The organism is Variovorax sp. NFACC27 (genome assembly GCF_048301545.1).
GTDB classification, from domain to species: Bacteria; Pseudomonadota; Gammaproteobacteria; order Burkholderiales; family Burkholderiaceae_C; genus Variovorax; species Variovorax gossypii.
Map to the genome: position 1 here is coordinate 5,849,603 of NZ_CP157613.1, position 20,730 is coordinate 5,870,332.

Here is a 20,730-nt window from a genome sequence, read left to right on the forward strand (position 1 = left end):
AGCCGGCAGCCATGAAGAAGACGACCATCGCATCGCTGCTGTGGCTGGCCGCGGCGGTACCCGCATCGGCCGCCACCTGGGTCTACGTGTCGAACGCCGACAGCCAGGAAATCTCGGTGCTCGAGCTCGACCGCAGCCAGGGCGCGCTCAAGCCGGTGCAGACGCTGAACGTGGGCGGCACGGTGATGCCGATGGTGGTGAGCCGCGACAAGCGCGTGCTGTACGCCGCGCTTCGCTCGCAGCCGTTTCGCGTGACGGCGCTATCCATCGACGGCGCCAGCGGAAAGCTGCAGAAGCTGGCCGAGGCGCCGCTGGCCGACAGCATGGCCAACATCGACCTCGACGCGAGCGGCAGGTGGCTGTTCGCGGCTTCGTACCAGGGCGGGAAGATCACGGTCAACGGCATCGGCAAGGACGGTGCCGTGGGGCCCATCCACCAGCTGATCCAGACCGAGCCCAACGCCCACGCCATCCACGCGGACGCGAGCAACCGCTTCGTGCTCGCCACCAGCCTGGGCGGCGACAACGTGTCGAGCTGGCGCTTCGACGCGGAGAAGGGGCAGCTCTCGCCCAACGATCCACCGCTGACCCGCACCACGGCGAAGTCGGGCCCGCGTCACTTCGTGTGGGACAAGGCGCAGCGCCATGTCTACCTGCTCGACGAACTCGACGCCGCGCTGCACGTGTTCGCATGGGACGCCGCGCGCGGCACGCTGAAGCTCGAGCAAAGCACCACCACCCTGCCCGCAGGTTTCACCGGCAAGCCCTGGGCCGCCGACCTGCACCTGACGCCTGACGGGCGCTTTCTCTACGCCTCGGAGCGCACCACTAGCACGCTCTCGGCATTCAAGGTCGATGCCGCCACCGGGCAGCTGCAGCCGCTGGGCCAGACGCCGACCGAGAAGGGTCCGCGCGGCTTCGCCATCGATTCCACCGGCCGCTACCTGATCGCGGCGGGACAGGAATCGAACGGCATCTCGCTCTACGCCATCGACAACGCCACCGGCGCGCTGGGCAAACCCCAGCACCTGGACGTGGGCAAGAACCCGAACTGGATCGAGATCGTCGACATGCCCTGAGAGGCCGGCGCATCACGACCACGTCCAGCCACCCGACAACCCAAGGAGACTTTCACATGCAACGCCGCACACTCATCCGCACCGCCCTCGCCTCTTCGCTCGCCACCGCGCTTCCGGTGGCCTTCGCGCAGGGCGGCGGCACCTGGCCCACGGGCAAGCCCATCACGTACCTCGTGCCGTTCCCGGCGGGCGGCACGACCGACGTGCTGGGCCGTCTGATCGGGCAGAAGCTCGGCCCGGTGCTGGGTACCACCGTGATCATCGACAACAAGGGCGGCGCCGGCGGCAGCGTGGGCTCGGAGATAGGCGCGCGCGCCGCGCCCGACGGCTTCACGCTGGTGGGCGGCACGATCAGCTCGCACGCGATCAACGTCAGCCTGTATCCGAAGCTGGGCTACGACCCGCAGAAGTCGTTCGCGCCGGTGACGCTGATCGGCACCAACCCGGTGGTGCTGGTGGTGAACCAGGCGAGCCCGTACAAGACGCTGAAGGACGTGATCGCGGCCAGCAAGGGCAAGGCGGGCGGGCTCTCGTCGGCCTCGGCCGGCACGGGCACCTCGCAGCACCTGGCGCTGGAACTGCTGGCCTACAAGTCGGGCGTGAAGTTCACGCACATTCCGTACAAGGGCAGCGGCCCGGCGATCCAGGACGTGATCGGCGGACAGGTCGACATGATGTTCGACACCACCGTGGTGGCCGGCCCGCACATCCAGAGCGGCAAGCTGCGCGCGATCGCCGTCACCTCGGCGAAGCGGCTGGCCTCGATGCCCGACGTGCCGACGGTGGCCGAATCGGGCGTGCCGGGGCTGCAGGACTTCGAGGTGGTGTCGTGGCAGGCGATCTTCGTGCCGGCGAACACGCCCGCGCCGGTGGTAGACCGGCTGCACACCGAGATCCGCAAGATCCTCGCGACGCCCGAGATGCAGGACAAGCTCAAGGGCTTCGGCATGGAGCCGGCCGACCTGAGCACCGCGCAGATCGCGGCCTTCCAGAAGGCCGAGGTGGAGAAGTGGGCCCAGGTGATCAAGGCGGCGGGGATCAAGGCGGACTGACGGGCCCGCCGATGGAAGGCGGGCCGAACCAAGGGAAGCTTCCTACGTCCCGGGCGAAAAGCCCTTTATAGAATGCCCCTCCGATCCGCTTTCCAGATCCTTCCCACGTGTCCGACCGCTCTGCCGTACTGCCCCAATACCTGTTTCCCAAACAGGCCCTGACCAATTTCGCCGGCTGGGTCGCGGGCAAGGAGCGGGGGGCGGTGACGACCTGGATCATCCGCCGCTTCGTGGCCAAGTACGGCGTGGACATGGGCGAGGCGCTCGAGTCGGACATCAGCCACTACAAGAGCTTCAACCAGTTCTTCACGCGCGAACTCAAGCCCGGCGCCCGGCCCATCGCGCAGGCCGACCTGATCTGCCCGGTGGACGGCGCGATCAGCCAGTTCGGCGCAATTCAAGGCGACCAGATCTTCCAGGCCAAGGGCCACAACTACACGACCACAGCGCTGGTGGGCGGCGACGCCACGCTGGCCGCGAAGTTCGCGCACGGCAGCTTCGCCACGCTCTACCTGAGCCCGAAGGACTACCACCGCATCCACATGCCCTGCGACGGGCGGCTGGTGCGCATGATCCACGTGCCGGGCGACCTGTTCTCGGTGAATCCGACGACGGCGCGCGGCGTGCCCGGCCTCTTCGCTCGCAACGAACGCGTGGTGTGCGTCTTCGAGTCGGCGCGCGGCCCCTTCGTGCTGGTGCTCGTGGGCGCCACCATCGTCGGCAGCATGGCCACCGTGTGGCATGGCGTGGTCAACCCGCCGCGCGTGGGCGAGCTGCGCGAGTGGCACTACGCCGACCAGCAGATCGACATCCGCAAGGGCGACGAGATGGGCCGATTCTTGCTGGGCTCCACCGTCGTCATGCTCTTCCCGGCGCCCGCGCTGGGCTTCAACCCGCAGTGGTCGCCAGGCCGCGCGATCCGGTTGGGCGAAGCCATGGCCGAATACACCAATTTGTGAGGCTTTGTCTCACAACCCGCATCCAGATTGCCTTGACAGCTACAAAACTAGTAGCATCCTCATCGATTGAGCTATAGTCGCCGGCCAACGAGACGGTTCATACCAACCACAAGAACGCGAAGCGTCGCCCTGCCCCACAGGCCGACGGCCCGCCCAGCTTCGAGGAGATGATGTCGATGAGTACCAAGGAAAACGCAGCCGTCAGCCAGTTGCTCGCCCTGCTCGAAGCCCGCTATGCACTGCGCGTGCTCTGGGCACTGCGCGACGGACACGCGCAGACCTTCCGGCTGCTGCAGGACAGCGTCGGCGGCATCACTCCCAACACGCTCAACACCCGCATCAAGGAACTGCGCGAAGCCGGCCTCGTCGGCCACGGCAGCGACGGCTACAGCCTCACGCTCAGCGGGCAGGATCTGCTCAAGCGCCTGTCCGACCTGCAGGCCTTCGCCGGCAAGTGGCAGCTCGGCCAGATGAAGAAGGCTGCCGCAACCGCGCCTGCCGCCGCCGCACCGACCACCTCGGCCGCCCCCGCCGCAACCCCGGTTCCGCCTGCGGCGGCCCCCTCTCCCGAGCCCCTCGCGGCGCCTGCGCCTACGCCCGCGGCGCCCGGCGACGACACCAGCCACGGCTGACGGACCGCAGGGCCGCCTGCCGGGCCTCGGTAAACTCCGCGCCTTCGATCCACGGATCTCACATCGACGCAAGGAGCGTTTCCCATGCCCACCACTCCCTCCGGCCTGCAATACGAAGACACCGAAGTCGGCACCGGCGCCGAAGCCAAGGCCGGCCACCACGTGCACGTGCACTACACCGGCTGGCTCTACAACGACGGCGTGCAAGGCGCCAAGTTCGACTCGAGCCGCGACCGCAACGACCCCTTCGCCTTCTCGCTGGGCGCGGGCCAGGTCATCAAGGGCTGGGACGAAGGCGTGGCCGGCATGAAGATCGGCGGCAAGCGCACGCTGATCATTCCCGCATCGCTGGGCTATGGCGCCCGCGGCGCCGGCGGCGTGATCCCCCCGAACGCCACCCTGAAGTTCGACGTCGAACTGCTCGACGCCCACTGACCGAAGCTCGCCCCCAGGCTTCGCGCACTTCGTGTCGCTTCGCCAACCCCCTACCGGGGGCAACACCTGCGGCCCGGCAAAGCCGGTTCCGCGGTGTTCCCGGCTGAATTGCCTGAGTTTCAGTGCTCCTGCGGCCCATTTGGCCGCATTTTTTCGCTTGAAATGCCTCTGACCAGCCCCATGTGGCTGGCTGTTGTTTGTTTTCCGGCCCGTACCGGTTCTTTGAAAAATGTCTGACCCGCAACAATCCGCGAAGAATTCTCAAATGCTGCAAGGCGAGCCGAGCCCCGAAGAACTGGAGGCTGCACAATTCGCCAATGAAGCCGAGGCGCTCGACGCGCTGGCCGTGGCCCAGGGCGAACTCGCCGCGCTGCAGACCAAGAACGCCGAGCTTGCCGATCAGTACCTGCGCGCCCAGGCCGATGTGCAGAACGCCCGTCGCCGCGCCGACGAGGAAGTCAGCAAGGCCCGCAAGTTCGCCGTCGAGGCCTTTGCCGAAAGCCTGCTGCCCGTGACCGACAGCCTGGAAGCCGGCCTGGCCGCCAAGGACGCCACGCCCGAGCAGATCCGCGAAGGCGCCGAGGCCACGCTGCGCCAGCTCAAGAGCGCGCTGGAGCGCAACAAGGTGGTCGAAGTGGCCCCCGCACCCGGCACGAAGTTCGACCCGCACCTGCACCAGGCCATTTCGATGGTGCCCGCCGACCAGGAACCCAACACCGTGGTGAGCGTGCTGCAGAAGGGCTACACCATCAACGACCGCGTGCTGCGCCCGGCGCTGGTCACGGTCAGCGCGCCGAAGTAACCGGCACACGGCGGCTCACAACGGCACACACGATTCCCACAGGAAATCCCCGCGTCATACCTTGAATCGCGACGGGTTATCCACAAGTTCATAACAACATATTTTTCAGGCTTTCAGGAGTAAGAACATGGCAAAGATCATCGGCATCGACCTCGGCACCACCAACTCGTGCGTGTCGATCATGGAAGGCAACACCACGCGTGTGATCGAGAACTCGGAAGGTGCGCGCACCACGCCGTCGATCGTCGCGTACCAGGAAGACGGTGAAGTGCTGGTCGGTGCCTCGGCCAAGCGCCAGGCCGTCACCAACCCCAAGAACACGCTGTACGCGATCAAGCGCCTGATCGGCCGCAAGTTCGAGGAAAAGGAAGTCCAGAAGGACATCGACCTGATGCCCTACACCATCGCCAAGGCCGACAACGGCGACGCATGGGTGGAAGTGCGCGGCAAGAAGATGGCCCCGCAGCAGGTCAGCGCCGACATCCTGCGCAAGATGAAGAAGACCGCCGAAGACTATCTCGGCGAAACCGTGACCGAAGCCGTGATCACGGTGCCGGCCTACTTCAACGACGCCCAGCGCCAGGCCACCAAGGACGCCGGCCGCATCGCCGGCCTCGACGTGAAGCGCATCATCAACGAGCCCACCGCTGCCGCCCTGGCCTTCGGCCTCGACAAGCAGGACAAGGCCGACCGCAAGATCGCCGTGTATGACCTCGGCGGCGGTACCTTCGACGTGTCGATCATCGAGATCGCCGACGTCGACGGCGAGAAGCAGTTCGAAGTGCTGTCGACCAACGGCGACACCTTCCTGGGCGGCGAAGACTTCGACCAGCGCATCATCGACTACATCATCGGCGAGTTCAAAAAGGAACAGGGCGTCGACCTGAGCAAGGACGTGCTCGCTCTGCAGCGTCTGAAGGAAGCCGCCGAGAAGGCCAAGATCGAACTGTCGAACAGCGCGCAGACCGACATCAACCTGCCGTACATCACGGCCGATGCCTCGGGTCCGAAGCACCTGAACATCAAGCTCACCCGCGCCAAGCTCGAGAGCCTGGTCGACGAGCTGATCGAGCGCACCATCGCTCCCTGCCGCCTGGCCATCAAGGACGCCGGCATCAGCGTGGGCGACATCAACGACGTGATCCTGGTCGGCGGCATGACCCGCATGCCCAAGGTGCAGGAAAAGGTGAAGGCCTTCTTCGGCAAGGATCCGCGCAAGGACGTGAACCCCGACGAGGCCGTGGCCGTCGGCGCCGCCATCCAGGGCCAGGTGCTCTCGGGCGACCGCAAGGACGTGCTGCTGCTGGACGTGACCCCGCTGTCGCTGGGCATCGAGACCATGGGCGGCGTCATGACGAAGATGATCGCCAAGAACACCACGATCCCGACGAAGTTCGCGCAGACCTTCTCGACCGCGGAAGACAACCAGCCGGCCGTGACCATCAAGGTGTTCCAGGGCGAGCGCGACATCGCCGCGGGCAACAAGCTGCTGGGCGAATTCAACCTCGAAGGCATTCCGCCGGCATCGCGCGGCACGCCGCAGATCGAGGTGAGCTTCGACATCGACGCCAACGGCATCCTGCACGTCGGCGCGAAGGACAAGGGCACCGGCAAGGAAAACAAGATCACCATCAAGGCGAGCTCGGGCCTCTCGGAGGACGAGATCCAGAAGATGGTGAAGGACGCCGAGCTGAACGCGGCCGACGACAAGAAGAAGCTCGAGATCGTGCAGGCGCGCAACCAGGGCGAGGCCATGGTGCACAGCGTGAAGAAGTCGCTGGGCGAGCATGGCGCGAGCCTCGAAGCCGCCGAGAAGGACGCGATCGAAGCCGCGATCAAGGACCTCGAGGAAGCCCTCAAGGGTGAAGACAAGGCCGCGATCGAGGACAAGACCAACACGCTGATGACCGCGAGCCAGAAGCTCGGCGAGAAGATGTATGCCGAATCGCAGGCCGCCGCGGCGGGTGCATCGGCAGCCTCCGGCGCCGGTGGCGCGGAAGCTTCCGCACACGCGCAGGCCGACGACAACGTGGTCGACGCCGAAGTGAAGGAAGTCAAGAAGGGCTGATCTTCAGTTCCCTGGACAAGGCTGGAACACCTGAAAAGGTGCTCCAGCCTTTCTCGCTTCAAGTTACCCGAGTTCCCGCTGCTCCCCTGATCTCCCGATCGACCTGTCATGGCCACCAAACGCGACTACTACGAAACCCTCGGCGTCCCCAAGAACGCGAGCGAGGAAGAAATCAAGAAGGCTTATCGCAAGCTCGCGATGAAGCACCATCCTGACCGCAACCACGGCGATACCTCGAAGGAGGCCGAGGCCAAGTTCAAGGAGGTGAAGGAAGCCTACGAAATGCTGTCCGACGGGCAGAAGCGCGCGGCCTACGACCAGTACGGCCATGCCGGCGTCGACCCCAACATGCGCGGCGGCCCGGGCGCGGAAGGCTTCGGCGGCTTCGCCGAGGCCTTCGGCGACATCTTCGGCGACGTGTTCGGCGGCGGCCGTGGCCGAGGGGGCGGCGGCCGCCAGGTCTTCCGCGGCAGCGACCTGAGCTACGCGATGGAGATCACGCTCGAGGAAGCGGCGGAGGGCAAGACCACCGAGATCCGCATCCCCACCTGGGACGAATGCGAGACCTGCCACGGCTCGGGCGCGAAGCCCGGTACCAAGCCCATCACCTGCACCACCTGCCACGGCGCGGGCGCGGTGCAGATGCGCCAGGGCTTCTTCAGCGTGCAACAGACCTGTCCCACCTGCCACGGCAGCGGCAAGATCATTCCCGAGCCCTGCACCGCGTGCCATGGCCAGGGCAAGATCAAGCGCAACAAGACGCTCGAGGTGAAGATCCGCGCCGGCATCGACGACGGCCAGCGCATGCGCGTGACCGGCAGCGGCGAGCCGGGCGTCAACGGCGGCCCGCCGGGCGACCTGTACATCGAGATCCGGCTCAAGAAGCACGACATCTTCGAGCGCGACGGCGACAACCTGCACTGCGTGGTGCCCGTGAGCGTGACCACGGCTGCGCTCGGGGGCGAGATCAACGTGCCCACGCTGAAGGGTGCGGCTGCCATCGACATTCCAGAAGGCACGCAGAGCGGCAAGCAGTTCCGCCTGCGCGGCAAGGGCATCAAGGGAGTGAACTCGAGCTATCCGGGCGACCTGTACTGCCACGTGCGCGTCGAGACGCCGGTGAAGCTCACGGAGTTCCAGCGCAAGCTGCTCAAGGAGCTCGACGAGTCGCTCAAGAAGGGCGGCGAGAAGCACAGCCCGACCGACAAGGGCTGGTTCGACAAGGCGAAGGAATTCTTCAGCTGACGGATCGGAAGGCACCAAAGATGTGCAAGGAGGGGCAGCCCGAGGGCTGTTCCCGCGTGCCATCCGGTGCCGGCGCAACGCGTCGATCCTCCTCCCCTTCGGAGATGTAACACCGGGGACTTCACTCCCCAGGGACACATCCCCCTCCAGCAAGGGCCGCACTGCGGCCCTTTGCCGTTTCAGGGCCTTCATGTTGGTGCATGCGGGCCTTCCCGCCTCATGGCGAGCACGTCTTCAGTGCGTTTCGCACCTTCGCGAAGCATGCCGGATCTCTCCCGAGCCAGCCTCCCACGCCAGTTCGCGCAGGCCGCCCACCCAAAAGTGGCGCGAGGATTGCTTTTATATTTTTTTGGGCTGAGCAATAAACCGAACGGCAGATCGCGCGTTATTGCAGCAGGAGACGCCTCTTTTTTGAGCCTCGAAGCTCAATAGGCGATTTTTTCCCGGAGAAAAGCCAAAGACGGACGATGGCCATTCGGCATAGGTGTTTTCACCCGGAGAGAATTAGGAAAGCGAGCCTTTGAATTTACCTGAAATCCGGAAATTTGTTCCTTGTTTTTTGTTGAACTTTACTTGCCGGCGTGGTTCTGAATTAACAAATGATTTGCCGGGTTCAATCTTTGCTTTATGCTGATTGTTAGCAGATTGTTGTAAGGGAGTTTTCCGCGGCATGCAGCCATGGGCAGGCACACCTTTTAATGTTGCGCAACGCCTTTGCTGCACGCCATCGGGCACAAAGCCCATCGACCTGAAGGAGGCGTGACCATGGATGTGATCAGCAACTTTGCCGCCCGCTACGAGCGCACCCGCGAGGAAGTCATCTCGCTGCAGGACTACCTGGACATCTGCAAGCGCGATCCGATGGCTTACGCCACGGCCTCCGAGCGCATGCTCAAGGCCATCGGGGAGCCCCAGCTGGTCGACACCCGCAACGATCCCCGGCTTTCGCGGATCTTCGCCAACAAGGTCATCAAGATCTACCCGGCGTTCAAGGAGTTCTATGGCATGGAAGACGCCATAGAGCAGGTGGTGTCCTATTTCCGCCACGCCGCGCAGGGGCTGGAAGAAAAGAAGCAAATCCTTTACCTCCTGGGCCCGGTGGGCGGCGGCAAGAGCTCGATCGCCGAACGCCTGAAGCAGCTCATGGAGCACGTGCCCTTCTACGCCATCCAGGGCTCGCCGGTGAACGAATCCCCGCTCGGCCTCTTCGACACGGTCGAGGACGGCGAGATCCTTGAAAAGGAATACGGCATCCCGAGCCGCTACCTGAATCGAATTCTCTCGCCCTGGGCCGTCAAGCGGCTCGAGGAGTACGGCGGCGACATCCGCCAGTTCAAGGTCGTCAAGCGCTACCCGTCGGTGCTGCGGCAGATCGCGGTGGCCAAGACCGAGCCGGGCGACGAGAACAACCAGGACATCTCCTCGCTGGTCGGCAAGGTCGACATCCGCAAGCTCGAGACCTTCGCCCAGGACGATCCCGATGCCTACTCCTACTCCGGCGGCCTGTGCCTGGCAAACCAGGGCCTGCTGGAGTTCGTGGAAATGTTCAAGGCGCCCATCAAGGTGCTGCACCCGCTGCTGACCGCCACGCAGGAAAGCAACTTCAAGGGCACAGAAGGCTTCGGCGCCATCCCCTTCGACGGCATCGTGCTCGCGCACAGCAACGAGAGCGAGTGGAAGGCCTTCCGCAACAACAAGAACAACGAGGCCTTCCTCGACCGGATCTACATCGTCAAGGTGCCCTACTGCCTGCGCGCCTCGGAGGAAATCAAGATCTACGAGAAGCTGGTGCGCAACTCGTCCCTGGCGAAGGCGCCCTGCGCCCCCGGAACGCTGCGCATGATGGCCCAGCTCTCGGTGCTCACCCGCCTGAAGGAGCCGGAGAACTCCAGCACCTTCAGCAAGATGCAGGTATACGACGGCGAGAACCTCAAGGACACCGACCCCAAGGCCAAGTCGATCCAGGAGTACCGCGACTACGCGGGCGTCGACGAAGGCATGAGCGGCGTCTCCACGCGCTTCGCCTTCAAGATCATCTCGAAGGTGTTCAACTTCGACAGCTCCGAGGTGGCCGCCAACCCGGTGCACCTGATGTATGTGCTCGAACAGCAGATCGAGCGCGAGCAGTTCCCGCCGGAGGTCGAGCAGAAGTACATCAGCTACATCAAGGAGTTGCTGGCGCCGCGCTATGCCGAGTTCATCGGCAAGGAGATCCAGACCGCCTACCTGGAGAGCTACAGCGAGTACGGCCAGAACATCTTCGACCGCTATGTCACCTACGCCGACTACTGGATCCAGGACCAGGAGTTCCGCGACGTCGACACCGGTGAAGTCTTCGACCGCGCCTCGCTCAACGCCGAACTCGAGAAGATCGAACGGCCCGCCGGCATCGGCAACCCGAAGGACTTCCGCAACGAGATCGTCAACTTCGTGCTGCGCGCGCGGGCCGGCAACGCAGGGCGCAACCCGGCGTGGACCAGCTACGAGAAGCTGCGCTCGGTGATCGAGAAGAAGATGTTCTCCAACACCGAAGAGCTCCTGCCGGTGATCAGCTTCAACACCAAGAGCAGTGCCGACGAGCAGAAGAAGCACGAGGACTTCGTGACCCGCATGGTCGAGAAGGGCTACACGGCCAAGCAGGTTCGCCTGCTCTGCGAGTGGTATCTGCGGGTGCGCAAGAGTTCATAGAAAAAGCGTCGTCCCGTTCGTTTTCTCTTTGCAAGGAGCGTTGACAACATCGTGGCCATCCTGCAGCAGATCATCGACCGCCGGCTATCGGGCAAGAACAAGTCCATTGGCAACCGTGAGCGTTTCCTCAGGCGCTACAAGGGGCAGATCCAGGAAGCGGTGAGGCGCGCCGTCAGCGGCCGCAACATCCGCGAACTGGAACAAGGCGAAGATGTGACCCTGCCGCGCCACGACGTGTCCGAGCCCGTGTTCGGCCACGCCCGGGGCGGCGACCGCGAGTACGTGCACCCGGGCAACCAGGAGTACCTGAAGGGCGACCGCATCAAGCGCCCCGAGGGCGGCGGCAACGGCGGCTCGGGCAGCGGCGAGGCCAGCGACAGCGGCGAAGGCGAGGACGACTTCGTCTTCCGCCTCACGCGCGAGGAGTTCATGCGCGTCTTCTTCGACGACCTTGCGCTGCCGCACCTCATCCGCACGCAGATCGCCGACGTGCCCGAGTGGAAGAGCCACCGAGCCGGCTTCACCAGCGACGGCTCGCCCAACAACCTGCACGTGGTGCGCTCGATGCGCGGCGCTCTCGCCCGCCGCATCGCGCTGGGCGGCGAACCGCGCAAGGAGCTCAAGCGCCTGGAGGCGCACCTCGAAAGCCTGCAGCGGCATCCGCAGGTCGAGCAGCCCTTCATCCAGAAGGAAATCCGCGAGACGGAAGAACGCATCGCCGAGCTGCGCCGCACCATGCGGCACGTGCCCTACATCGACCCCATCGACCTGCGCTACCGCAACCGCGTGAAGACGCCGGTGCCCAGCGCCAAGGCCGTGATGTTCTGCCTGATGGACGTCTCGGGCTCCATGGACGAGGCGCGCAAGGACATGGCCAAGCGCTTCTTCATGCTGCTGTACATGTTCCTCACGCGGCACTACGAGAAGATCGACCTGGTCTTCCTGCGCCACCACACGCAGGCGCAGGAAGTGACGGAGGAAGAGTTCTTCCACGCCACCGAGACCGGCGGCACGGTGGTGTCGAGCGCGCTGGTGCTGATGGACGAGATCATCAAGGCGCGCTACCCGAGCGGCGAATGGAACGTGTACGGCGCGCAGGCCAGCGATGGCGACAACTGGCACCAGGACAGCGGCCGCTGCCGCGAGCTGCTGGTCGAGAACATCCTGCCGGTGGTGCGCTACTACGCCTACGTTCAGGTGGCGGAGACCGAGCAGAACCTGTGGCAGGAATACCAGCAGCTCGAGGGCGTGGAGCCCAACTTCGCGATGCGCAAGGTGTCCGACGCACAGGACATCTACCCGGTCTTCCGCGACCTGTTCAAGAAGGAAGGGGTCACGTCATGAACATCGCCATCTCCGCTCCCCCGCCTGCCACCAGCCTGCCGCGGCTGGAGCGCTTGCCCAGCCCTTCCGACTGGACCTTCGAGCTCATCGAGACCTATCACTCCGAGATCGCGAAGACCGCCAGGGGCTACGGCCTCGACGTGTACGCGAACCAGCTCGAAGTCATCACGGCCGAGCAGATGATGGATGCCTACGCGAGCGTGGGCATGCCCATGATCTATCGCCACTGGTCGTACGGAAAGCAGTTCATCTCGACCGAGAAGAACTACAAGCGCGGCCACATGGGGCTGGCCTACGAGATCGTCATCAATTCCGATCCGTGCATCGCCTACCTGATGGAGGAGAACACCATGGCCATGCAGGCCCTGGTGATCGCGCATGCGGCCTACGGCCACAACAGCTTCTTCAAGGGCAACTATCTGTTCCGGATGTGGACGGATGCCTCGTCCATCATCGACTACCTGGTCTATGCGCGGCACTACATCGCCGAGTGCGAGGAGCGCCACGGCCTCGACGCGGTGGAAGAGCTTCTCGATTCATGCCACGCGCTGATGAATTACGGCGTCGACCGCTATCGCCGTCCGCAGAAGCGCTCGCTGGCACAGGAAAGCGCGCAGCGCGCCGAGCGCGAGCGCCACATGCAGCAGCAGGTCAACGACCTCTGGCGCACGCTGCCGCGCAAGAGCGAGCAGGCGGCCGAAGCCGATGCCGCCAAGCGCTTTCCCTCGGAGCCGCAGGAGAACCTGCTCTACTTCATCGAGAAGAACGCCGCGCTGCTGGAGCCGTGGCAGCGCGAGGTGGTACGCATCGTGCGCAAGATCGCGCAGTACTTCTACCCGCAGCGCCAGACCCAGGTCATGAACGAGGGCTGGGCCACCTTCTGGCACTACACGCTGCTCAACACCATGTACGACCGCGGCCAGTTGGCCGATGGCTTCATGATGGAGTGGCTCAGCTCGCACACCGGCGTGATCTTCCAGCCGCCGGTGGGCCACCGCGCCTACAGCGGCATCAACCCCTATGCGCTGGGCTTCGCGATGTACACCGACCTGCGCCGCATCTGCGAGAAGCCGACCGAGGAAGACCGTCGCTGGTTCCCCGACTTCGCCGGCACCGACTGGCTGCGCACGCTCGACTACGCGATGCGCAACTTCAAGGACGAGAGCTTCATCGGCCAGTTCCTGAGCCCGAAGACGATGCGCGACTTCCGCCTCTTCGCGATACGCGACTTCCAGAGCGAATCGGAACTCGAGGTGTCGGCCATCCACGACGACAGCGGCTATCACGCGCTGCGCGAATCGCTGTCACGCCAGTACGACATGGGCAGCCGCGAGCCCGACATCCAGGTCTGGAACGTGGCCATGCGCGGCGACCGCTCGCTGACGCTGCGCCACACGCAGCGCAACAACCTGCCGCTGCACGACACGGCCGAAGAAGTGCTCAAGCACGTCGCGCGGCTCTGGGGCTTCGACGTGCACCTGGAAAGCATCGACAGCCAGGGCCGCATCAGCCGCAGCTGGAAGGCCTCGGCGCCGAAGCAACTCTATTGATCGATCGAAGGCGAAGGGTCAGGTCGCCAGCGCCGTGATGGCGAGGATGTAGCCCTTCACGCCCAGCCCCACGATGATGCCCTTCGCCGCCGGCGAGATGTACGAGTGGTGGCGGAATTCCTCCCGCGCATGCACGTTCGAGATGTGCAGCTCGATCAGCGGCACGCTCGCGCCCTTGATGGCGTCGTGCAACGCGATCGAGGTGTGGGTGTAGGCGCCGGGGTTCATCACCACGCCGATCATGTTGCCCGCCGCCACCTCGCGGCCGGCTTCCTGGATCCAGTCGATCAGCACGCCCTCGTGGTTCGACTGGCGGCATTCGATCTCCACGCCGTGCTTCGCGCCGGTTTCCTTGCACAGCCGTTCGACGTCGGCCAGCGTGTCGCGACCGTACTGTTCGGGCTCGCGCGTGCCGAGCAGGTTGAGGTTGGGGCCGTTGAGGACGAGGATCTTCTTCATGATGGTTGTCGGAGTCTGGCAAACGGAGGCCAATTATGTTCTCGCGGCCGTCCTGCGCCTGCGCGCGGCGGTCGAGCCGACGTAGTAGTTGTACGAATCGATGTCGACCACGCAGCGCGCCATCAGGTCGACGAAGGAGCGCAGCTTCTGCCCCATGTAACGCTGCCGCTGGTAGGCGCAGTAGATGCGCCGCGGCTCCGGCTGCCACTGCGGCAGCACCGGCACCAGCACGCCCTGCTCCAGCTCGGGCCGCACGAAGAAGGCCGGCAGCAGCGCGATGCCCAGACCGTCGATGCAGAAGGTCTTCATCACCCAGTGGTCGTTGGTCTCGAAGGCCGGCTCGGGCCTGAAGGCGAAGCTCGCCGCGCCCGACACCAGCAGCACCTGCGAGCGCTCCGAAGGCTCCTTCATCACGATCGACTGGTGCGCTGCCAGCTCGCTTGGCGACGACGGCGTGCCGTGCCGCGCCAGGTACTGCGGGCTCGCGTACAGCCCGTAGTTCAGCCGCCCCAGCAGCCTGGCCACGAGATTCGGCGCGTCGGGCGGCTCGGAACACACGTAGCAATCGACATCGGCGATGCGCGGCGCATGGAAGCCGTTCGCCACGTCGAGCTGGCAGCGCACGTCGGGATGGGCCTCCAGGAACAGCTTGACCACGTGGCAGACGAAGGAGGTGCTGAACTGCGTGTCCGACAGCAGCGAGAGGCTGCCCGACACGCCCGTGGTCAGCGCATGGATCTCGGTGCTGGCCTCTTCCAGCCGGCCCTTCACTTCGTCGAGCAGCCCTTCGCCGCGCGCGAGAAAGGCGTGGCCGGCCTCGGTCAACGAGATTCGGCGAGGGCTGCGCAAAAGCAGTTGCGCGCCCAGCAGTTCCTCCAGCCGCGTGAGCTGGCGGCTCAAGGTGGCCTTGGAAACGCCGGAGAGGCTTTCGGCCTTCGTGAGGCTGCCGCTGCGGGCGATCAGCACGAAAGCCTCGACCAGGGCGAGATCGATGCGGCTCATGCGGCCCAGCGTTGCAGGAATGAAAAGCAGCGTCTCTTCATGTGACTTTCATCGGTGCGGCGGAAACGGTACGGTATCACCGGCGAACAGCCGCCCTTTCGGCGCATTCCCACGATCCATGAACACTCCTGAAAACACAGCCCCGTGGCACCCCGTCGCGCGCTCGGCCGACCTGCGCCCGGGCGCCAACATCGTCGCCGGCTTCGCCGAAGGCCAGGAACTCGCGCTCTGGCGCGCCGCCGACGGCACCGCCCAGGCCTGGGAGAACCGCTGCCCCCACCGCAGCGTGCGCTTCACGCTGGGCCAGGTCATCGACAACCGCCTGGCCTGCGCGTACCACGGCTGGCAATACGAGGCCGGCAGCGGGCAATGCGCCAGCATTCCGGCGCATCCGGCCATGCAGGCACCTCGCAACGTCTGCGCGAAGACCTTCGGCACGGCGGAGGCGGCAGGAATGCTCTGGGTGCATCTCTCGCCCGAGGCTCCGCCCGCGCCCGATACGCTGGGTGGCGCCGTTCCCGCCGGCTGGCACTTCTGCCGCACGCTGACAGTCCGCGCGTCCGCCGGCACTGCACGGGAAGCGCTGGCACGCAATGGCCTAGCCGAAGGGCCGGCCGCTCCCGGCTGGCGCGGCCGGCTCGGCGGCACGGAAACCGTCGCCCTCGTCCTCGATGCCCAGCCCGGGCTCGCCTTCATCCACCTGTGGACTGAAGCAGCCCCCGGCTCGGCCGCCATGAAGGCCTTGCACGCAGCAGCCCGCCAGCTGCGCACCGAAATCGAAGCCCTGCCCCAAGGCTGAAAGAAGAACCCATGCCCTTCGTCACCGACGATCCCAACATGCTCGACGACTGGCTGGTCGTCGGCCCGGCGCCAGCGCCATCGGCCTCGCGCGCCACCCGCCTGCTCGGCGAGGCAGTGCTGCTGTCGACCGACGCCGACGGCATGCCCCACTGCAGCCTCGGCAGCACACAGCTCGCCGTGCAGCCGCGCTACGGCTACCTCTGGGTCTGCCCCAGCGGCCGCCCTGCCCGTCCGCTCTTCGACTTTCCCGAATACGGCGAGCCCGGCCGCCGCCTCGTCGACTGCGGCGGCATCGGCGTCGCGGTGTCGGGGCTGCGCGTGATCGAGAACTTCCTCGACATGGCGCACTTTCCCTTCGTGCATGCCGACTACCTCGGCAAGGTTCCGCACACCGAGGTGGCGCAGTACCAGGTGCAGGTGGAGCCGGCCACCGGCGAGATCTGGGCCACCGACTGCCGCTTCTGGCAGCCGCGCGCTTCCGCAGCCCACGACGCTTCGGGCAGCGAAGTGCTCTACAAGTACCGCGTGATGCAGCCCTTCTCGGCCATGCTCTACAAGTCGAGCTTCCGCGCGGGCGAGCTCGACGCGATCGGCATCTTCCTGCAGCCGGTCGACGACGAGCATGTCATCGCCCACACCCTGCTCGCCTGCTACGACGACGGCTCCACCGACGCGGAGCTCATCGCCTTCCAGCACACCATCTTCGGGCAGGACAAGCCCATCCTGGAGAACCACGCTTTCAAGCGCATGCCTCTCGAAGGCCGCGCCGAGACGCCGACGCGCGGCGACACATCCTCCGTCACCTACCGGCGGTGGCTCCGCGAGCGCGGCATGCGCTTCGGCGTGAGGGCCGCTGCATGACGACGCTGAAGCTCTACGACTACCCGCTCTCGGGCAACTGCTTCAAGGTGCGGCAGATGCTGGCTTGGCTGGGCGTTGCGTACCAAACGGTTCCGGTCGACTTCTTTCCCGGCCGCGAGCACAAGTCGGCCGCGTTCCTCGCCAACGTCAACCCGCTGGGCCAACTCCCGGTGATCGACGACGACGGCTTCGTGCTGCGCGACGCACAGGCCATCCTGGTCTACCTCGCGAGCCGCCACGACGCGGAGGGCCGCTGGTATCCCGCCGACCCGAAGCTGCGCGGCGAAGTCGCCCAGTGGCTCGCCACCGCCGACGAGATCACGCGCACCGCGTCGGCCGCGCGACTGCACGACGCGCTCGGCTATCACCACCTCGACATCGAGGCCTGCCGCAGCGGCGCGCGCGCCGTGTTCCGGGTGCTCGACGACCATCTCGCCGAGCGGGCCGCCGAGGGCCTGCGCTGGCTCGCGTCGTCGCTCGGGCCCACCGTTGCCGACCTCGCCTGCTTTCCCTACGTCGCGCTCGCGGGAGAAGGAGGCATTTCGCTCGACGAGTTTCCCGCGCTGCGAAACTGGGTCTGGGATTTCCGCCACTTGCCCGGGTTCATCGGCATGTCGGGTATCTTCCCTGCTGGCCCTGCCTGAGAATCCTCCCCCATCCCCCGCTTTCGAGACCGAACATCATGAAAACCAAAGCCGCCGTCGCCTGGAAATCCGGAGCCCCGCTCACCATCGAAACCGTGGACCTCGAAGGCCCGAAGTTCGGCGAAGTGCTCGTCGAGATCAAGGCCACCGGCATCTGCCACACCGACTACTACACCCTCTCGGGCGCCGACCCCGAAGGCATCTTCCCCGCCATCCTGGGCCATGAAGGCGCGGGCATCGTGGTCGACGTCGGCCCCGGCGTCACCACCCTGAAGAAGGGCGACCACGTCATTCCGCTGTACACCCCCGAATGCCGCCAGTGCAAGTTCTGCCTGAGCCGCAAGACCAACCTGTGCCAGCTCATCCGCGGCACCCAGGGCAAGGGCCTGATGCCCGACGGCACCAGCCGCTTCAGCCTCGACGGCAAGCCCATCGCCCACTACATGGGTACCAGCACCTTCAGCAACTACACGGTGGCGCCCGAGATCTCCCTGGCCAAGATCCGCGAGGACGCCCCCTTCGACAAGGTCTGCTACATCGGCTGCGGCGTGACCACCGGCATCGGCGCGGTGATCTTCACGGCCAAGGTGGAAGCCGGCGCGAACGTGGTCGTCTTCGGCCTCGGCGGCATCGGCCTGAACGTGATCCAGGGCGCGAAGATGGTGGGCGCCGACAAGATCATCGGCGTGGACCTGAACCCCGAGCGCGAGGCCATGGCCCGCAAGTTCGGCATGACGCACTTCATCAACCCCAAGGACACCGAGAACGTGGTGGATGCCATCGTTCAGCTGACCGACGGCGGCGCGGACTACAGCTTCGAGTGCATCGGCAACACGAAGGTGATGCGCCAGGCGCTGGAGTGCACGCACAAGGGCTGGGGGCGCAGCATCATCATCGGCGTGGCGGAGGCTGGTGCGGAGATCAGCACGCGGCCGTTCCAGCTGGTCACGGGCCGCAAGTGGGAGGGCTCGGCCTTCGGCGGCGCACGCGGGCGCACGGACGTGCCGAAGATCGTGGACTGGTACATGGAAGGCAAGATCGACATCGACAGCCTGATCACGCACACCATGCCGCTGGAGAAGATCAATGAAGGCTTCGACCTGATGAAGCGCGGCGAGTCGATCCGCGGCGTGGTGGTCTACTAACCCCCAGGCTTCGCGCACTTCGTGTCGCTTCGCCACCCCCTTGCAGGGGGCAACACCTGCGGCCCGGCAAAGCCGGTTCCGCGGTGTTTCTGGAAAAGACATCGGCTCACTCCCTGGAGATGACCTCGTGATGGAAAGAATGGAACCCCTGCGCAGGATCGAGGCGAGCGTCCTCGAAGTCGCCTACTACGAAGCAGGCCCCGCCGACGGCCCGCCCGTGCTGCTGATGCACGGATTTCCGTACGACATCCACACGTACGCCGAAGTCGCGCCCATGCTGGCCGACGCGGGCTGCCGCGTGATCGTGCCGTACCTGCGCGGCTACGGCGCCACGCGCTTCCTGAGCAAGGCCACGCCGCGCTCGGGCGAGCAGGCCGCGCTGGGCGCCGACCTGCTCGCGCTGCTCGACGCACTGGAGATCGACCGCGCCGTGCTGGCCGGCTACGACTGGGGCGGTCGCGCCGCCTGCGTGGTGGCGGCGCTGTGGCCCGAGCGCTGCGCGGGGCTGGTGTCCCTCAACAGCTACAACATCCAGAACATCGCGAAAGCGATGGAGCCCGACACGCCCGACAACGAGCACAGCCTCTGGTACCAGTACTACTTCCACAGCGAGCGCGGACGCGCCGGCCTGCAGAAGGACCGCAACGCGTTCACGAAGCTGCTGTGGAAGCTCTGGTCGCCCACGTGGAAGTTCGACGACGCCACCTTCGAACGCAGCGCCGCGGCCTTCGACCATCCCGATTTCGTGGACGTGGTGATCCAGTCGTACCGCCATCGCTTCGGCCTCGTGCCGGGCGACCCGGCCTATGCCGACATCGAGCGCCGCCTCGCGGCCCAGCCCACGATCACCGTGCCCGCCATCACCTTCGACGGCATCGACGACGGCGTGCGCCCGCCCGCCGACGCGTCCGCCCACGCGCACCGTTTCGGCGGTCCGCGCTCGCACCGGCTCGTGCCTGGCGCCGGCCACAACCTGCCGCAGGAAGCACCGCGCGCCTTTGCCAACGCCGTGCTCGAACTCGTGCCCGCCCTGCGCGGCAAGAAAACCCCGCAATGACCGACAACACACCGAAAACCCTTTCCGAGCACCGAGCCTTCGGCGGCACGCAGCGCTTCCTCGAGCACCGTTCGCTCGAGATCGGCCTGCCGATGCGCTTCTCGATCTACCTGCCGCCGCAGGTCGCGCACGAGCGCGTGCCCGCCCTGCTCTATCTCGCGGGCCTGACCTGCAACGAGGAAACCTTCGCCATCAAGGCCGGCGCGCAACGCATGGCGGCCAGCCTGGGCATCGCGCTGATCGCGCCCGACACCAGCCCGCGCGGCCCGGAGGCGGAAGGCATTCCGGGCGCCAAGGACAACTGGGACTTCGGCATCGGCGCCGGCTTCTACCTAGACGCGCTGGCCGAGCCCTGGGCCACGCACTGGCGCATGGAAAGCTGGATCGTGCACGAGCTGCTGCCGCTGGTGACCAGGCACTTTCCCGTCGACGGCGAGCGCATCGGCATCTTCGGCCACTCGATGGGCGGCCACGGCGCGCTCACGCTGGCGCTGCGGCATCCGGGTCGCTTCAAGTCGCTGTCGGCCTTCGCGCCGATCTGCGCGCCCACGCAATGCCCATGGGGCGAGAAAGCCTTCTCCGGCTACCTTGGCCAGCCCGGCGCCGACCGCGCGCAATGGCTGGTGCACGATGCCAGCGCGCTCATGAAGTCGCAGGTCACGGCGCCCTATCCGCAGGGCATCCTTGTCGACCAGGGGCTGGACGACAAATTCCTGGCCGAGCAGCTGCACCCCGAAGTCTTCGAGGCCGCCTGCTTCGCCGCCGGCCAGCCGCTCACGCTGCGCCGGCACGCGGGCTACGACCACGGCTACTACTTCATCCAGAGCTTCATGGCGGACCACATCGCGCACCACGCCCAGACCCTGCGCGCATAGGGGTGTAAGGCCTCATCGACCGCGGCGGTTCC

18 protein-coding genes and 1 pseudogene are annotated in these 20,730 nt (G+C 65.9%); 17 read left to right on the top strand and 2 right to left on the bottom strand.

Annotated features, from left to right (window positions below; genetic code table 11):
- Positions 1 to 11 precede the first annotated feature (11 nt).
- The 11 genes and pseudogenes from ABL840_RS27495 to ABL840_RS27545 all read left to right on the top strand — a co-directional run bounded on the left by ABL840_RS27495 (position 12) and on the right by ABL840_RS27545 (position 13,854).
- Positions 12 to 1,079, top strand: a complete 1,068-nt coding sequence (locus ABL840_RS27495) for a lactonase family protein (protein ID WP_093303529.1) — start codon at positions 12 to 14, stop codon at positions 1,077 to 1,079.
- Between the two features lie 56 nt (positions 1,080 to 1,135).
- A complete protein-coding gene (locus ABL840_RS27500) occupies positions 1,136 to 2,131 on the top strand; it encodes a Bug family tripartite tricarboxylate transporter substrate binding protein (protein WP_093303526.1) in 996 nt (331 codons plus the stop codon).
- A gap of 107 nt (positions 2,132 to 2,238) precedes the next feature.
- A complete protein-coding gene (asd, locus tag ABL840_RS27505) occupies positions 2,239 to 3,090 on the top strand; it encodes an archaetidylserine decarboxylase (protein WP_093203544.1) in 852 nt (283 codons plus the stop codon).
- Between the two features lie 176 nt (positions 3,091 to 3,266).
- Positions 3,267 to 3,569: pseudogene (locus ABL840_RS27510) on the top strand (winged helix-turn-helix transcriptional regulator); the annotation flags it as partial.
- Positions 3,570 to 3,806: 237 nt separating this feature from the next.
- The gene (locus ABL840_RS27515) at positions 3,807 to 4,157 is read left to right on the top strand and encodes an FKBP-type peptidyl-prolyl cis-trans isomerase (protein ID WP_019655816.1); all 351 of its coding nucleotides are present in this window, start codon (positions 3,807 to 3,809) and stop codon (positions 4,155 to 4,157) included.
- Positions 4,158 to 4,422: 265 nt separating this feature from the next.
- Positions 4,423 to 4,959, top strand: a complete 537-nt coding sequence (gene grpE, locus ABL840_RS27520) for a nucleotide exchange factor GrpE (protein WP_418116025.1) — start codon at positions 4,423 to 4,425, stop codon at positions 4,957 to 4,959.
- A gap of 127 nt (positions 4,960 to 5,086) precedes the next feature.
- Positions 5,087 to 7,027 (top strand): molecular chaperone DnaK, encoded by a 1,941-nt coding sequence (dnaK, locus tag ABL840_RS27525; protein ID WP_093203550.1) that lies wholly within the window; start codon positions 5,087 to 5,089, stop codon positions 7,025 to 7,027.
- Positions 7,028 to 7,135: 108 nt separating this feature from the next.
- On the top strand, positions 7,136 to 8,272 hold the full coding sequence (gene dnaJ / locus ABL840_RS27530) for a molecular chaperone DnaJ (protein WP_093203552.1): 1,137 nt from the start codon (positions 7,136 to 7,138) through the stop codon (positions 8,270 to 8,272).
- 765 nt (positions 8,273 to 9,037) lie between these two features.
- The gene (locus tag ABL840_RS27535) at positions 9,038 to 10,960 is read left to right on the top strand and encodes a PrkA family serine protein kinase (RefSeq protein ID WP_093203555.1); all 1,923 of its coding nucleotides are present in this window, start codon (positions 9,038 to 9,040) and stop codon (positions 10,958 to 10,960) included.
- Positions 10,961 to 11,011: 51 nt separating this feature from the next.
- Positions 11,012 to 12,304, top strand: coding sequence for a YeaH/YhbH family protein (locus tag ABL840_RS27540; protein ID WP_093203558.1), 1,293 nt, complete (start codon positions 11,012 to 11,014; stop codon positions 12,302 to 12,304).
- Positions 12,301 to 13,854, top strand: coding sequence for a SpoVR family protein (locus ABL840_RS27545; RefSeq protein ID WP_093303521.1), 1,554 nt, complete (start codon positions 12,301 to 12,303; stop codon positions 13,852 to 13,854). Before ABL840_RS27540 ends, ABL840_RS27545 begins: the two co-directional genes overlap by 4 nt.
- Before the next feature lie 18 nt (positions 13,855 to 13,872).
- Here ABL840_RS27545 and aroQ read toward each other — a convergent pair whose 3' ends face one another.
- Both aroQ and ABL840_RS27555 read right to left on the bottom strand, forming a co-directional pair.
- Entirely contained in the window at positions 13,873 to 14,313 is a 441-nt protein-coding gene (gene aroQ / locus ABL840_RS27550) for a type II 3-dehydroquinate dehydratase (protein WP_093203563.1), read from the bottom strand.
- Between the two features lie 33 nt (positions 14,314 to 14,346).
- Entirely contained in the window at positions 14,347 to 15,315 is a 969-nt protein-coding gene (locus ABL840_RS27555; RefSeq protein ID WP_093303518.1) for a LysR family transcriptional regulator, read from the bottom strand.
- Between the two features lie 118 nt (positions 15,316 to 15,433).
- Between ABL840_RS27555 and ABL840_RS27560 the strand changes: the two genes are divergently transcribed.
- The 6 genes from ABL840_RS27560 to fghA all read left to right on the top strand — a co-directional run bounded on the left by ABL840_RS27560 (position 15,434) and on the right by fghA (position 20,698).
- Positions 15,434 to 16,114: a Rieske (2Fe-2S) protein gene (locus ABL840_RS27560; RefSeq protein ID WP_093303516.1), complete on the top strand. Its 681-nt coding sequence runs from the start codon at positions 15,434 to 15,436 to the stop codon at positions 16,112 to 16,114.
- An 11-nt stretch (positions 16,115 to 16,125) separates the two neighbouring features.
- Positions 16,126 to 16,977, top strand: coding sequence for an aromatic ring-hydroxylating oxygenase subunit alpha (locus ABL840_RS27565; RefSeq protein WP_093303513.1), 852 nt, complete (start codon positions 16,126 to 16,128; stop codon positions 16,975 to 16,977).
- The gene (locus ABL840_RS27570) at positions 16,974 to 17,621 is read left to right on the top strand and encodes a glutathione S-transferase family protein (RefSeq protein WP_093303510.1); all 648 of its coding nucleotides are present in this window, start codon (positions 16,974 to 16,976) and stop codon (positions 17,619 to 17,621) included. Before ABL840_RS27565 ends, ABL840_RS27570 begins: the two co-directional genes overlap by 4 nt.
- Before the next feature lie 38 nt (positions 17,622 to 17,659).
- Entirely contained in the window at positions 17,660 to 18,766 is a 1,107-nt protein-coding gene (locus ABL840_RS27575; protein ID WP_093303509.1) for an S-(hydroxymethyl)glutathione dehydrogenase/class III alcohol dehydrogenase, read from the top strand.
- Positions 18,767 to 18,896: 130 nt separating this feature from the next.
- On the top strand, positions 18,897 to 19,823 hold the full coding sequence (locus tag ABL840_RS27580; RefSeq protein ID WP_093303507.1) for an alpha/beta fold hydrolase: 927 nt from the start codon (positions 18,897 to 18,899) through the stop codon (positions 19,821 to 19,823).
- On the top strand, positions 19,820 to 20,698 hold the full coding sequence (fghA, locus tag ABL840_RS27585) for an S-formylglutathione hydrolase (protein WP_093303505.1): 879 nt from the start codon (positions 19,820 to 19,822) through the stop codon (positions 20,696 to 20,698). The genes ABL840_RS27580 and fghA overlap by 4 nt, the downstream gene beginning before the upstream one ends.
- Positions 20,699 to 20,730 lie beyond the last annotated feature (32 nt).